The sequence below is a fragment of the Paraprevotella xylaniphila YIT 11841 genome, assembly GCF_000205165.1.
In the GTDB taxonomy this organism is placed as follows: Bacteria; Bacteroidota; Bacteroidia; order Bacteroidales; family Bacteroidaceae; genus Paraprevotella; species Paraprevotella xylaniphila.
Genome location: NZ_GL883818.1, coordinates 1 through 14,282 on the forward strand (window position 1 = coordinate 1; position 14,282 = coordinate 14,282).

A 14,282-nucleotide genomic window follows, 5' to 3' on the forward strand; every position below is an offset into this window, starting at 1 on the left:
TAACCCGTCCAACTTTTTGGGGGCACTTCAGATGCCGTTCGGGGGCGAACTTTTGATATTGTAGCAATGCCGTTGAATGCCTTGCGGAAACCCTTGTGAAGGGTTTAGGGAACCATTACCTTGACGGAGTGGCTTCCTGATTTTACCACATAAATGCCTCGTGACAACGTGGCCGTACGGGGAACCTGCTGGCCGCTGATGGCGTAAATCCGGTAATTGTCCGTACCGTCTACGATGACATGACCGTCGCGTACGGAAACTTTGAACGGTGCGGTTGCAATCGTGCCTTGGATGCTTGATTCACCTTCTTTTGGAGTGCTGACGGCTATCCAACCCATGAAATCACCGTTGCTGCTGGCGTTGTCTATTTCTTTGATTGTTTCGTTGGTCTTGTCCTTTTGGCGGATGATTTTCACGCCCGTGGTGGCGGGCACGTTCTGGACATCCACGTTGCTCTCGTCCGTGAGGTAACTGTTTATCCGGTATACGGAGGCACAATCGTAGTTATTGGTCTGCGGCCCAAACAGCATGACGGGGTTGAACAAGGCCACGGCGTTGCCGGACTCATCGACAAAATTGACATCACGGGCACGCCGTCCGTCCACTTTGTCTTCCGTGCTGCGGCCTACGGTCAATATCTTGCCGTCGTCCATCTTGGCGGTTCCCGGAGTAGCTGCCACGTAGAAGATGTCTTGTCCGGCAAAAGTACTGGTCGTTTCGTCCACAGCGGCTTGCCGGGCCAGTTTGACAGCGAAACCTTTGTTCGTGATGTCCCAAACCTTGACTACGTAGGGATATGCCTTGTAGCGTGACAGGACGTTGGCGATGACCACCGGTGTCACGCCTTCGGGGAACGGAGTGGCAAAACTGATCCACGTGGTGTCGTTCTTGATTTTATTGGCACTTTCTCCCACTTCCATCGTGATGCCGCCGATTTGGTGGGCACCCTTGCGCAGTACCATGAAGTCCGTGGTTTCCGGTTCCGTGATGGTTTGTTCGTAGTCTCCTTCGTTCCAAGGGAAGGCCCAGAAGGAGAATTTGTCGCTCAGCACGCTGACCACTGTATTGACCGGTACGACCTTTGAATCGTTATAGGAAAGCAAGCCTGTGAAGACGGCCGGTTTTTCATCTTCACCGATGGCATCGAATTCTGTATTGAACTCTTCCGTATCGCTGATTTCCAATGTGCCGTACTGGAAGCCCGGTTCGCCCTTGGCTGCCACCAAAGAGAGCTGCACCTCGTCCGACATGCGTTCTTTGCCGTCCATATCTATGTTGCGCACCCGGTAGGTGTAAATACCCCGTTTGAAATCTTCGGGGAAGACTTCGTTGTAGGTATAGGATGTCTTGTCCGGACCTTCATATTTTTGCAGGGTCTGCCATTCGCCCCCGTCTATGGACACTTCCAGAAGGGTGGAATCGGTGAAGCCCATGTTGTTCTTATAGTTCCAGTTAATGGCTAACTTACGCGTGCGTTCGGTGTATTCTACGGTAAGTTCCGAGGGGGTGCTGTATACCACCTTGGGCACGAACTCGTAGGATTTTTTGTAACCCATGCCCGAATTCATCTTGGCATACCACTCGCCCAAGATGGAAAGCCCCGTGCCATATTTATAGAGTTTGGAGCAATCGGCTTCGCTGTTCCAATAGGCATAACGTTCCACATAGTCCAAACCGTTCCACTTGGTGAGCACCTGGCTCATCACGTCGTAGTTTTTCTGTTGGTTTTCTTTCGAGAAAGAACGGTCTGTGGCGAAGATTCCGTTATTGTTCCACGAAGCCCCCCAAACAAATTCCGAGACCCAGATAGGGCGTTTGTATTTGTTATAATAATCCTGTAATTGGTTGTTCAGGTTCCATTCTGGCCAATAACAGTGCATGTCGAGGATATCGCAACGCCAACCGCGCTTGTCGATTTCCGTCATGAACTCTTGTAGCCATGAGAGGCTTCCGTCGTGGGACGAAGGGGAACACAGGCGCATGCCGGTAGCCATAAGGTTTTCCCAGTTGTTGAGTACGGTTTCCACGCTTTGCGGGTGGTCGTCGGCACTGTTGCCCGGTTCGTTGTTGGTCTGCATGTGGCAGGATTGGGTCACTTTACCGCATGTTGATACGGAAGGCCAGTCTTCATAGATGTGATGGGGAACCCATTCGCAGTCCGGCTCGCGGTCGGCATTGCCCTGTCCCCAGTCGTAACACCAAGTGACTTTGAGGGTATTGACGATTTCTTCGCTTGCATCGCTGGCAATACCTTTTTTCTGGAAATTATGCCACTTGAACACGCGGTAGGAGGAAATCCTGTGGTCGAGTTCCAAAGGCAGTGAGGCTATTTCCAAGTCCTCTTGGTCAGCGATGAAACAGCGGCTGTATCCTCGTCCGGAGGGGTTGTTGGAGAAAGTCACCATGTACCCCCTTTTCAGCTTGAAGCTCCGGATGCGGTTGTTGAGCTTGGCGGTAGAAAGGGTATTCATGTAGCCATTGGAATTTTCCAACCCGAAATCGTTGACGGATTCGCCACCGAAGTCGGGTTCGGAGTATACGGTCAGGGGTTTGAAGTCCTTGTCGTAAGGCAGGATGATGGCTCCGTGGGCGTACATCTTCACTTGGCAGTTTTCATCGTTAACGGCCGGCTCCCCATTAATCTTGATGTAAGACAGGTAACCGAGAGCCTCGCTCGGACGCAAGTTCTCCAGAATCACGACGGCATGTTCCGTATTGGTGATGTTGATGCTTCCGGTCGTGCTGAAAGGGGTCGTTCCGGTGACGATGTAGTCCACGTCCTCACTCACGGTGACGGAAGAGGTCACTTTGTCAATCTTCTGGGTCGTGTTTTTGGCAATGGCGGTCTGACTTAATGTGAGAGCCAGTGCAAAGGTTAATAGTTGCGTTTTCATTATTTACTATAGGTTTTAAAATAATTGGTTGGTCTTTTGTTTATTTCGTGTTTGGAAAAGCTTTCTGCAAGCGTTCCAACTCTTTTTGGGTGATGGCGATGACCGTGCCGTGGCGCGGAGTGAACGCTCCCTGAGTGGCCGTATCCTGCACGCGTTTGAACTTCATCAGGTCTTTACTGGTGCAGAACTGGTAGTGCCCGTTCATGTAGCAGTCGTACATCAGGACCCAGTCTCCTTCTATCCGTTGGAACACGCCGGAACCTTCCACTGCCTTGTCGGTGTCTTCGAACGTACCGGGCAACAGTTCCCATTCTGCCGGATTGTGCAAGTCTTTGGCCAGATATTGGCGGATGCCTTTTTTCTGTTCGCCTTCGGTTTTGAAAAAGATGTGATAGGTGCCGTTTTCGTCTTGCACGATGTCCGTGTCGATGGACGGTTTCTTGTAGTCGAACAGGACTTTGGGCTCTCCTTCAAGGTCGCTGAAATCTTCATTGGCGTATGCCCAAAAGACCTTGTCGTAGGGGCACTGTCCGTCGTCGGTCAGGATAGAAAAGTACACCATGTATTTTTTGGCCTTTTTGTCGTATATGGTTTGCGGCGCCCATACGCGGATGACGTTGGCGAACGTCGTGTTGGCGTATTTTTCAGGGAAGTTTACCGTGTGGTGTGTCCAGTTGACCATGTCCTTGCTGCGCATCAACACGATACCCCGGTTGGAAGTCCATCCTTGACTGGAACGCATGTCGGTGACTACCATGTAGAAGTAGCCGTCTTCGCCTCTCAGGATATGAGGATCGCGTACGCCTTTTTTTAGAGAAATCGTGTCGGAGGAAATGACGGGGTTACCGTCATTCAACGGAGTATAGCTGAACCCGTCCGTGCTGATGGCATAACAGATTTGTTCCTGTTCGGGAGCGTTACCTGTGAAATAGGTAAAAAGGTAAGCTACTTTCTTTTTGGCTTGGAGGGTTGTGGCGCTTGCGAAAGCACCTGCACACATCAGGCAAATGCCTAACACTGTCTTTAGGTTTTTTCTCATGTTGAATATGAATAGGTTAATAAACAGTCAAATGTACGAAAATAGCTTTATTTGTGTGCGCAAACCGGCTGCTTATTAACTAAGATTAACGCCCCTTGCGCTTTTCCCGAAGCGTTTCTGCAATGGCCCAATGGATGGCTGCTTCTTCTTCCTTGCCGGAACGGGACAGGGCGTCTCCGAAAAGTTCATGGGCTTTAGCGTGTTCGGGTTTAAGGGAAACTGCCTTGTCGAAATCGGCGACAGCCTGTTCGGTACGTTCGCAAAGCAAGTGGTTCTTCCCTCTGTTGTAGTGTACTTTGAAATTGGCCGTGCTGAGTTCGGCGGCTCTGTTGAAGCATTGGAGTGCATCTTCGTATTCCCCATGGTCTTGCAATGTGACGCCTTTGCGTATCCATGCGTCTACATGCGACGGGTCGAGCGACAGGGCCTTATCGTAATTGGCTAAAGCGGCTCTCAGATTGTGGGCTTGAAGGATGGAAGCGTTGCCCAGTTCGTAATACTCATGGGCGTACTGCTGCATCTGCTTGCGTTGGACTGTCATTTGTCGTTTCAACTGTTCGTTCTCGCGTTTGAGACGGCTGATGATATTGAGCTTGCTGCAGATGAACCGTTTGATAGCCGGTTTTTCGATGTCATACCTGCTGTGTATGGCTGTGAAGAAGTGGTCGAGGCTTTCGCGGAAGTCATCGCGGTCGAACGCCTGCACGCAGGCTTGGTATTCGATGTCGGCTTTGGCTTTCTTCATGGCCTGTTCGATAGCCTTTTCGTCATTGAATTGTTGGGCGAACCTGATGATTTCGGGCTTGACGAAAATATCCGAACGGGATATTTCCTTTTTCAGGCATATACCTTCCAATGAGGTACAACGGCTCAAGGCTACATATACCTGTCCTCCGGCGAAGACACCGCCGGTGAAATCAATGGTCACTTTACGGAAAGTCAGTCCTTGGCTCTTATGGATGGTGATGGCCCAAGCTAACCGCAAGGGGAACTGCCGGAAGATGCCGAGTTCTTCCTCTTCTATCTTTTTTTCTTGTTCGTTGTAAGTGTAGCGCACGTTGCTCCATATCTCGCGGGTGACTTCCATTTCGGTTCCGTCTTCCGTGATGACGTAGATATGGCCGTTTTTCTCGTCTATGGCCGAAACGGTACCCAAAGTTCCGTTTACCCAACGTTTGTCTTGGTCGTTTTTGACGAAAATGACTTGTGCGCCGGGTTTAAGTTCCAGTTCCATCAGCGTGGGGAGTGAACTTTCCGGGAATTCACCTTGTATTTCGCCTTTAAAGAGTGTGCTTTGGGTGTCTATCTCGGATAGTTTCCGGCGGTTGATGAAATCTACGTTGTCCCTCCGGGTGGCTAAGGTGATATTCAGTCCATGGCTCAGCTTGTCGTCGTTCGTCCGGTTCCAACGGCTGTTGAGCAGTTGCAAGTCAGCATTTCCGGCTTGGTTGGTACGGATATGGTCGAGTACGGCGATGAAAGCGGCATCTTTTTGGCGGTACACTTTCTTTAGTTCTATGGAGACCAGTCTCATTTCCTGGAACACCTTGGCCGAGAAGAAATAAGGCGTAGGGTAGTAACGGTTCAGGATTTCGCGTTCGTCCGCTTTGACAACCGGTTCCAGTTGGAATATGTCCCCGACAAGCAATAGCTGCTTTCCGCCGAACGGTTCACGGAGGTTACGGCTGTAGAGGCGCAGGATACGGTCGATGAAGTCGATGATGTCCGCCCGTACCATTGAGATTTCATCGATAATGATCAGTTCTGTTTCACGCACTAACTTTTGGTGGGCAGAATTGTATTTCAGGAACTCTTTCAGTTTGCGGAAACTGAATCGTGGGTCATCGGGCAGGAGCGGATGAAAAGGGAGCTTGAAAAAGCTGTGCAGGGTGCTGCCTCCGGCATTGATGGCTGCTATGCCGGTCGGTGCCAATACCACGTGCTTCTTCCGTGTGTGGCTACAGATATATTTCAGCAAAGTGGACTTACCCGTACCGGCTTTGCCTGTGAGGAAAAGCGAGTTGCGGGTAAACTGTATGAGTTTCAGCGTGTTCTGGAATTCAGAATTCTGAAGGTCTATTTCGAGTTCTTCTTTCAAGTCTTTGGGGCTATGGTGTCAAGGAGTCGTTGCGTAAAGAATCCCCCGGAAGGGCTATGCCCAATGAATCTGAGGATGCCGTGATCGAATCCGGTTCTTGTGGCGCGTAATAGCTTTCACATGTGTACGTGGTGGGGTCTATGTCTTCGAGCGGTTGTTTCGGGAACTTGGCACGGTATTGGGCGAAGCGGTCGTCCAACAGAACCTTTTGGATGAAGTTGCCGAATATGGGCAAGGCCGTCCGGCTGCCTTGTCCTAAGGCTCCGGTACGGAAGTGTATGCTCCGGTATTCTCCTCCGACCCATCCTCCTGCGACTAACTTGGGCGTTACGCCCACGAACCAGGCATCGGAATGGTTGTTGGATGTACCGGTTTTACCTCCAAAATCGGTGTATTTCAGTACCGGGTGGATGTAGCTCCACAGGGCAGCCGTAGTTCCGCCCGGCTCAGTCAGGCCTCCCCGCAAAAGCCGCTGCATAAAGAAGGCGGAACGGTATGGGATTGCCTGTTGCTCTTCCAGTTCTGCTGCATAGATGATGTTGCCGTCGCGGTCGAGAATTTTAGTAATAAGAATGGGCGGATTCATCTTGCCGTCGTCGATGACCGTGCAGTAGCCGTTGACCAGTTCCAACAGATTGACATCGGAGGAACCCAAGCTTAGCGACGGAGTCTCGTGCAGCGGTGATTCAATTCCCATGGCATGTGCGGTTTGTGCCACGTTGTGGATACCCAGTTCATACCCCAACTTGACTGCAACGCTATTGATGCTCTGTGCAAAAGCCGATTTAAGCGGCATCGCAGCCCCAGAGAAAGTCCCGTTGGCGTTATGGGGAGTCCATTTCGTGGGTTCTCCGTTTACCGTGTCCGGGTACTGTTGCCATTCGTCGATACGGGTGTCGCAGGGGGTCAGTCCTTGGTTCATCGCTTCTGCATATACAAAGAGTTTGAAGGTTGAACCGGGTTGGCGCATGGCGGTGACTTTGTCGTATTTCCACGAGCCAAAGTCGATGTCGCCCACCCATGCCTTGACTTGGCGGCTGTCCGGTTCTATGGCTACGAAACCGCAATGTAGGAATTTGACCATATAACGGATGGAGTCCATGGTGCTCATCTCTTCTTCTTTCGGACCGTCGTAACTGAATACCTTGACCTTGTGGGGCAGATTCAGATAGTAAGCGATGGAGTCCGGTTGATCGGGGAAACGGGTTTCGAGATATTTGTATGCTGTCGTTTTTTTAGCTAAGTCCTCGATAAAGTTTGGAATCTCCCGGTGTCTTTCGTCTTGCCACGGGTTTGTGTTGCCCCAATGTTGCTTGAAACGTTGTTGGAGTACCTCCATTTGTTGGATGGCAGCCTCTTCCGCGTATTTTTGCATACGGGTGTCCAATGTGGTGTATATCTTCAGACCGTCGGCATAGAGGTCTAATTTGTTTTCTTCATCTATGCCGGCTATCGCGCCTTTCTTGCACAGCATGTCGATGTACTCCGGCAGGGTCGCACGGAAGTAAGGTGCGATACCGTCATAACTGCTTTCTTCTTTGCGCGGGCTGACTATCATAGGTAATGCCATGAGAGAGTCCAGTTGTGCACGGGTGGCTTTGTGTCCATTGATGACCATATGCCCGTGGTCATACAAATTGGTCAGTACCACATTACGTCGTTTGGTACTGTTCTTGGGATTGAGCTTCGGGTTATAGCTGGATGTCGCCTTCAATAAGCCTACCAGTGTGGCGGCTTGTTCGTAGGTCAGTTGGTCGGGAGTCGTGTTGAAGTATGTGCGGCATGCTGTCTTGATGCCGAATGAATTACTGCCGAAATCCACGGTGTTGAAATACATGGTGAGTATTTCTTCTTTGCTGAATATTCTTTCCAGTTTTACGGCTACAATCCATTCTTTGGCTTTCATGACTAAGATTTTCACCCCGGGGATTTTGCCTAAAAGGCCGGTTGAGTATTGTGTGCGTACTCGGAACAGGTTTTTGGCCAGTTGTTGGGTGATGGTACTGGCACCGCGGGCACGTCCGCTTGCGATGTCTTTTACCGCTGCGAAAAGCCCTTGGAAGTCTATACCATGGTGACGGTAAAAACGTTCGTCTTCAGTATCGATGAGGGTCTGGATGATAATGGGGGAGATATCTTCGTACTCGACCGGAGTTCGGTTCTCGCTGAAAAAACGGCCGATAAGTACACTGTCGGCACTGTATATCTCGGACGCTTCATTAGTGACCGGATTTTTAATGTCTTTAAATCCGGGAGACTTCCCGAACAGGTAGAGAAAGTTGAGGTCAACGGCAATGAGAAGTAAAATAACCGATAGGACACAGGTGGTGGCCCATACCACGGTTTTCTTGTACCAAGGGCCTCGATAGAGGTTGGTGAATCCCCTTCCGGCCTTTTTCAACCAATGGATTGTCTTTTGAAGAATGCGACTCATGTGATTTGACTTATGTAGGTTGAATGATGTTTAATAGGAGCAAATTTAGAAAAAGTTTATGGCATAATCTCTTTTTCCATGAGTTTTTTTATGGCTTCCGTTTCATCCGGATGAAACCAATGAATGCTTTCGTCGCGGCGGAACCATGTCATTTGCTTGCGTGAGTAAATGCGGGTGTTTTGTTTGATTTTCTCCACAGATGTTTCCAAAGTCCAGGAACCGTCTATGTATTTGAATATTTCCTTATATCCTACGGTATTGAGGGCGTTGGTATGCCTATAGGCCATGACTTTCCGTGCCTCTTCCACTAATCCGTCTGTTATCATTTGGTCCACGCGCCGGTTGATACGTTCGTATAGTTCTTCCCGTTCCCGTCTTAATCCGATTTTAAGGATGTCGAACGGACGTGCCTTGGGTTGGTTGGTGCGAAAGCTTGAATAAGGTTTCCCCGTCATGTAGCATATCTCCAATGCGTGAATGACACGTTTGGGATTTTTGTGGTCTACGAGGTTGTAGTATTCCGGATCGAGCAGTTTCAGCTCTTTGCAAAGCTGTTCCAGTCCTACTTCTTCGTATCTTTCCAACATAAGGCGGCGGGTTTCTTCGTCTACGGTAGGAATGTCGTCGATACCCTTGCAAACCGCGTCGATGTACATCATGCTTCCACCTGTCAGTAGGGCGTATGGATGTTGGGAGTAGAGGCCGTCCAACAAACGAAGTACGTCTGTTTCGTATTGTGCCGCACTATAATAGTCCGTTAGCCCGAGTGTGCCGACGAAATAATGTCTGACACGCTGTTGTTGCGCTTCAGTTGGTGCTGCGGTTCCGATAGGCAGGTCACGGAATAGTTGCCGTGAATCCGCGTTGATAATAGGAGTATGAAGAAACTCAGCCAACGAAAGGCTGAGTTCTGTTTTGCCCACTCCCGTAGGTCCTATCAATACGACAAGTCGAGGCTTCATGAATCAATGATAAGGGTTGCCTTCGCTGATTTCGAATCCTTCTGGGTCGAATTCTTCCGTGTCGAAGCTCTCGCTTCCGTAGAAATCTTCGTTTAAATCTTCCGAGGGTTTGGTGGTCTCCTTATTCAGAAACTCTTCCAAATCCATGGATTGTTGCGGAGCTTCGCCATGGCTTCGGCTGCATACCGGCTGTTCCTGCGTCTTTCCGAAACTGATTTCAGTCAGCTCAATGAAAAACATGCGGTTGTCCAACGGGTCGAAAACATAGACCATACGTTGTTTCTCGTCTTCCAATAGCTCGTTGAGCCGTGTCTTTTTCATCAAATACAGGTCTTCATCCGAGCGGCTTGTGCCTATGTCTTCCAACAGAATCTCCTGTTCTTGTTCCCACTCTTGGTTACAGATGAAAAAAGAAGTAGGCACATTGTCTGCATAGTGGCACGAAGACAATATGGCCTGATGCAGGTCGTAAAAGGTGGCCTCGGCATCTATTTTGATTTCTCTGATAAAATCTTCTACTTCATTAGAGATAATGGTAAAACGGTATACCATGGCTTTTTATGATATTTAGTGGACAAATCCTCTTTTGGAGTTTTCGATGAACTCGATGATATAGTTTATTTCCGGACTGGCAGGCACTTCTTCCCGTACTTTCTGTAAGGCTTCGTTCAAAGGTACGCCTCCCTGGTAAATAATGCGGTAAGCATTATGTATGTTTTCTATCAGTTCGTTGCTGAAGCCTCTCCGTCGTAATCCGACAAGATTCAGACCGCAATAGGCAACCGGCTCGCGTGCACATATAGTATAAGGTGGAATGTCTTGGCTGAAACGTGTACCTCCGCCTACCATCGTATATCCGCCTACGCGACAGAATTGGTGCATCAGAACGTTGGCACTGATGATGGCGTGGTCGTCGATGATGATTTCACCGGCCAATTTGGTACCGTTGCCGATGATACAATCGTTTCCTACAAAAGCATCATGGGCTACATGTACGCTTTCCATCAGCAAATTACCACTGCCTACGCAGGTTTTGCCTTTTGCCGCCGTACCACGGTTGATTGTTACGTTCTCACGGATTTTGTTGTTATCGCCGACTTCGGCTGTGGTGTCTTCTCCCCGGAATTTCAAATCTTGAGGCACGGCACTGATAACAGCCCCCGGAAAAATGACATTGCCGTTGCCGATACGTGCTCCGTATAGTACGCTTACACTGTTCATCAACACGTTATTGTCGCCTATTTCCACGTTTTTGTCAATGAAACAAAACGGGCCGATTTCGCAGTTCTCACCGATTTTAGCTTCCGGATCTATGAAAGCCAAAGGACTTATTTTGCTCATAAATTCTATCTTACTTGTTTTTTACGATTTGTGCAGTAAATGTGGCTTCGGTCACGATGCTTTCTCCCACAAACACATAACCGCGCATGGACGAGATGCCGTGACGTACCGGTGCCAATAGTTCTACTTTAAAAAGGAGGGTATCTCCCGGAACCACTTTTTGGCGGAATTTTACTTGGTCTATGCGTAAGAAGTAGGTGCTCCAACGTTCCGGTTCATCTACGGAATTCAACACTAAAAGACCGCCTGCTTGAGCCATGGCTTCGATTTGCAGCACACCGGGCATGACCGGTTCCTGTGGGAAATGTCCGGTAAAGAACGGTTCGTTGCTTGTTACGTTTTTAACGGCTACGATGGTCGTAGGCCCGAGTTCTATGACCTTATCCACAAGTTGCATGGGATAACGGTGGGGGAGAAGCTCGCGGATACGATTGACATCCATTACCGGCGGTTCGTTACAGTCGTAGCCTGGAGCCTGTATTTCGTGTGCCCGAATTTCTTTGCGGATCAGGCGGGCAAACTTATTATTGATAGTATGTCCGGGACGGGTAGCGATGATACGCCCTTTGATGGGCTTGCCGATCAGTGCCATGTCGCCGATAATGTCGAGCAGTTTGTGGCGTGCCGGTTCATTTTCCCATACCAGAGGTTTATGGTTCAAATATCCTTTTTCTGTGGCATCGTGATGGGGAACTCCGATACTGTCGGCCAATTTGTCCAACTTTTCTTGAGACATCTCATTCTCATAAATCACGATAGCGTTGTCCAAGTCTCCGCCTTTGATAAGACCGGCGGCCATCAGTTGTTCTACTTCACGAACAAAAACGAAAGTACGGCTCGGGGCGATTTCAGATTCGAAATTCTCCATGTTGTCCAAAGTGGCAAATTGGCTGGAAAGAACTTTGGAATTGAATGAAATCATCGCCGTGATGCTGAACTGCTCATCCGGTAGGATTGTAATGCAAGAACCGGTTTCCTCATCTTTGACTTCCAACTTTTTACGGATGATATAATAGTCTTTGACTGCGTTCTGTTCGGCTATGCCTACACGTTTGATGTTCTCCACGTAAATTTCCGCGCTTCCGTCCAGAATAGGAACTTCAGGGCCGTTGACTTGCAAAAGGCAGTTGTCCACTCCCATGGCGTATAAAGCAGCTAAGGCATGTTCTACTGTACTGCAACGGGCTTCTCCTCGTCCCAAGACGGTGCCGCGTGTGGTTTCTACCACATTTTCGGCTACGGCGTCAATAATGGGACGCCCGTCCAGGTCGATTCGTTGTATTTTATATCCGTGGTTTTCGGGAGCAGGATTGAATGTAACGGTCAGATTCAGACCTGTATGCAATCCTTTGCCGCACAAAGAAAAACTTCCTTGCAATGTTTTCTGTTTCAGCATAGCTCTTTATTTCTTCTTATTCAGTATTTCTTTTAATTCTTCTATTTCTTTTTTCAAATGGTTCACATCCGCATATATCTCAGGCAGTTTTTTGTACACAACACTTGAACGTGCAAAATTTTTAGCTTCAATGGCAGGAGAACCTTGTACGGTAACGTGTCCCTTGCGTATGCTCCCGGCAATACCGGCTTGGGCACCGGATTTGACTTCATCACCGATGACCGCATGCCCTGCGATACCCACTTGGCCGCCGAACATGCACCATTTCCCGATTTTAGTAGAACCGGCCACGCCTACTTGGGCTGACATCACCGTATTTTCCCCGACTTCTACGTTATGGGCAATTTGGACCAGATTATCCAACTTGACTCCTCGGCGTACGAACGTGGATCCCATTGTAGAACGGTCCACACAAGTATTGGCACCGATTTCCACGTCGTCTTCTATGGTTACGATTCCGATTTGCGGAATTTTGTCATAGCCGTTCTCGGTCGGTGCAAAACCGAAGCCGTCCGCACCGATTACGCAGCCTGCATGCAAAATGACCCGATTGCCGATTTTACAATCGTGATATACCGAAACATTGGAATACAGTACACAGTCTTCGCCCACCGAAGCATTATCGTACACGGTGGTATGGGGATATATTTGTGTACCTTTACCGATATGCACGTTTTCACCGATATAAGCAAAAGGGGCAATGTAACAGTCTCCGTCGATTTGAGCCGTAGGTGCGATATATGCCAATGAATCAATGCCTTTTTTCTTGGGCTTGCTCATCTCATACAAAGCCAATAATTTGGCTACGGCCTCGTATGCATTGTCCACACGAATCAGCGTGGCTTGGGTTTCTTTTTCTAATTCAAGATTCCGGTCCACTAATACAATACTGGACTGTGTGTCATAGAGATAATGAGTGTATTTAGGATTGGACAGAAACGATATGGCTCCCGGTACACCTTCCTCTATTTTGGCAAAAGTATGTACCGATGCGTTTTCATTTCCCTCAACTGAACCCTGTATGAATTCTGCTATCTGCTTAGCGGTAAATTCCATGGTCTTTAGTTATTGTCATTACTAATTTTGCAAATTTCGCAAAAAAAATCGAATTACACTATATTTTGAGATAATAAAATAAACGGCAAGCCTGATTTAAGCTACCTTTCCCCGTAGTCAAGACGTGTAGGAAAGGGTGTGTAAATATGGATGGGGACTTATAAAAGTCAGCCGTCCGGATTTGGATTCCCAGACGGCTGTCAAATATAAAACATGGTTGCTCAGTGCTTATAGCCTTTTTAATTGCACTGCCATTTGTTGTTGCACTTCACGTGCCTTTTCACCGGCTACGACAGCGAAGCTTTCTGTGGAATCGGCATAAATGATGGCCCGGCTGCTGTTGACTATCAAGCCGCAAGTGCTGTTCATGCCGTATTGGCAGACTTCTTCCAATGAGCCTCCTTGTGCACCGATGCCCGGCACGAGCAGGAAGTGGTTGGGGACGATTTTGCGGATGTCTTCAAACATGCGTCCTTGGGTGGCACCCACTACATACATCATGTTCTGGTCGTTGCCCCATTCCTGACTTTTCCGCAGGACCTTTTCAAACAGACGTTCGCCCTCTGTGTCGGTGGTCAACTGGAAGTCATGCGAGCCTTTGTTACTGGTCAGAGCCAGAAGGATGACCCATTTGTTTTCATAACCTAAGAACGGGGTTACGCTGTCTTCGCCCATATAGGGAGCTACTGTCAGGGCATCGAGTTGCATTTCCTCAAAGAAAGTACGGGCGTACATCGCCGAGGTATTACCGATATCTCCCCGTTTGGCATCCGCGATGATGAACTGGTCGGAGTAGTTCTTGTTCAGGTATTGGATCGTCTTTTCAAATGCGAGCCAGCCTTTTACGCCCATGCTTTCATAAAATGCCAGATTCGGCTTGTAAGCGATACAATAAGGTGCGGTAGCGTCGATGATGGCTTTGTTGAAGGCGAAAACGGGGTCTTCTTCCTTTAGCAGGTGCGAGGGGATTTTCTGAATGTCAGTGTCCAATCCCACACACAGGAAAGATTCTTTCCGTTTGATGTTCTCAAAAAGCTCTTGTTTGTTCATGTCGTATATGTT

General features: G+C 48.8%; 10 protein-coding genes. All 10 read right to left on the reverse strand.

The genetic code is table 11. The features are described from left to right. Positions 1-104: 104 nt before the first annotated feature. Positions 105-2,894, reverse strand: coding sequence for a glycosyl hydrolase (locus tag HMPREF9442_RS02000; RefSeq protein ID WP_008624771.1), 2,790 nt, complete (start codon positions 2,892-2,894; stop codon positions 105-107). A 40-nt stretch (positions 2,895-2,934) separates the two neighbouring features. Further along, positions 2,935-3,933, reverse strand: coding sequence for a glycoside hydrolase family 43 protein (locus HMPREF9442_RS02005; protein WP_008624772.1), 999 nt, complete (start codon positions 3,931-3,933; stop codon positions 2,935-2,937). 85 nt (positions 3,934-4,018) lie between these two features. Next, positions 4,019-6,031 (reverse strand): tetratricopeptide repeat protein, encoded by a 2,013-nt coding sequence (locus HMPREF9442_RS02010; RefSeq protein WP_008624773.1) that lies wholly within the window; start codon positions 6,029-6,031, stop codon positions 4,019-4,021. Between the two features lie 10 nt (positions 6,032-6,041). Next, a complete protein-coding gene (locus HMPREF9442_RS02015) occupies positions 6,042-8,465 on the reverse strand; it encodes a transglycosylase domain-containing protein (RefSeq protein ID WP_008624774.1) in 2,424 nt (807 codons plus the stop codon). Positions 8,466-8,521: 56 nt separating this feature from the next. After that, positions 8,522-9,427: a tRNA (adenosine(37)-N6)-dimethylallyltransferase MiaA gene (gene miaA / locus HMPREF9442_RS02020; protein ID WP_008624775.1), complete on the reverse strand. Its 906-nt coding sequence runs from the start codon at positions 9,425-9,427 to the stop codon at positions 8,522-8,524. A 3-nt stretch (positions 9,428-9,430) separates the two neighbouring features. Continuing rightward, positions 9,431-9,979 (reverse strand): IS1096 element passenger TnpR family protein, encoded by a 549-nt coding sequence (locus HMPREF9442_RS02025; RefSeq protein ID WP_008624776.1) that lies wholly within the window; start codon positions 9,977-9,979, stop codon positions 9,431-9,433. Between the two features lie 15 nt (positions 9,980-9,994). Then, a complete protein-coding gene (gene lpxA, locus HMPREF9442_RS02030) occupies positions 9,995-10,768 on the reverse strand; it encodes an acyl-ACP--UDP-N-acetylglucosamine O-acyltransferase (RefSeq protein WP_008621133.1) in 774 nt (257 codons plus the stop codon). Positions 10,769-10,778: 10 nt separating this feature from the next. Further along, the gene (locus tag HMPREF9442_RS02035; protein WP_008621132.1) at positions 10,779-12,164 is read right to left on the reverse strand and encodes a bifunctional UDP-3-O-[3-hydroxymyristoyl] N-acetylglucosamine deacetylase/3-hydroxyacyl-ACP dehydratase; all 1,386 of its coding nucleotides are present in this window, start codon (positions 12,162-12,164) and stop codon (positions 10,779-10,781) included. A gap of 6 nt (positions 12,165-12,170) precedes the next feature. Then, positions 12,171-13,220 (reverse strand): UDP-3-O-(3-hydroxymyristoyl)glucosamine N-acyltransferase, encoded by a 1,050-nt coding sequence (lpxD, locus tag HMPREF9442_RS02040; protein WP_008624778.1) that lies wholly within the window; start codon positions 13,218-13,220, stop codon positions 12,171-12,173. 228 nt (positions 13,221-13,448) lie between these two features. Then, positions 13,449-14,270, reverse strand: coding sequence for an orotidine-5'-phosphate decarboxylase (pyrF, locus tag HMPREF9442_RS02045; RefSeq protein WP_008624779.1), 822 nt, complete (start codon positions 14,268-14,270; stop codon positions 13,449-13,451). Positions 14,271-14,282: the final 12 nt, after the last annotated feature.

What these genes read in the sequence shown, in the direction of transcription:
- HMPREF9442_RS02000 (WP_008624771.1), bottom strand. Translation starts at nt 2,894, where the DNA reads ATGAAAACGCAACTATTAACCTTTGCACTGGCTCTCACATTAAGTCAG.
- HMPREF9442_RS02005 (WP_008624772.1), bottom strand. Translation starts at nt 3,933, where the DNA reads ATGAGAAAAAACCTAAAGACAGTGTTAGGCATTTGCCTGATGTGTGCA.
- HMPREF9442_RS02015 (WP_008624774.1), bottom strand. Translation starts at nt 8,465, where the DNA reads ATGAGTCGCATTCTTCAAAAGACAATCCATTGGTTGAAAAAGGCCGGA.
- miaA (WP_008624775.1), bottom strand. Translation starts at nt 9,427, where the DNA reads ATGAAGCCTCGACTTGTCGTATTGATAGGACCTACGGGAGTGGGCAAA.
- HMPREF9442_RS02025 (WP_008624776.1), bottom strand. Translation starts at nt 9,979, where the DNA reads ATGGTATACCGTTTTACCATTATCTCTAATGAAGTAGAAGATTTTATC.
- lpxA (WP_008621133.1), bottom strand. Translation starts at nt 10,768, where the DNA reads ATGAGCAAAATAAGTCCTTTGGCTTTCATAGATCCGGAAGCTAAAATC.
- HMPREF9442_RS02035 (WP_008621132.1), bottom strand. Translation starts at nt 12,164, where the DNA reads ATGCTGAAACAGAAAACATTGCAAGGAAGTTTTTCTTTGTGCGGCAAA.
- lpxD (WP_008624778.1), bottom strand. Translation starts at nt 13,220, where the DNA reads ATGGAATTTACCGCTAAGCAGATAGCAGAATTCATACAGGGTTCAGTT.
- pyrF (WP_008624779.1), bottom strand. Translation starts at nt 14,270, where the DNA reads ATGAACAAACAAGAGCTTTTTGAGAACATCAAACGGAAAGAATCTTTC.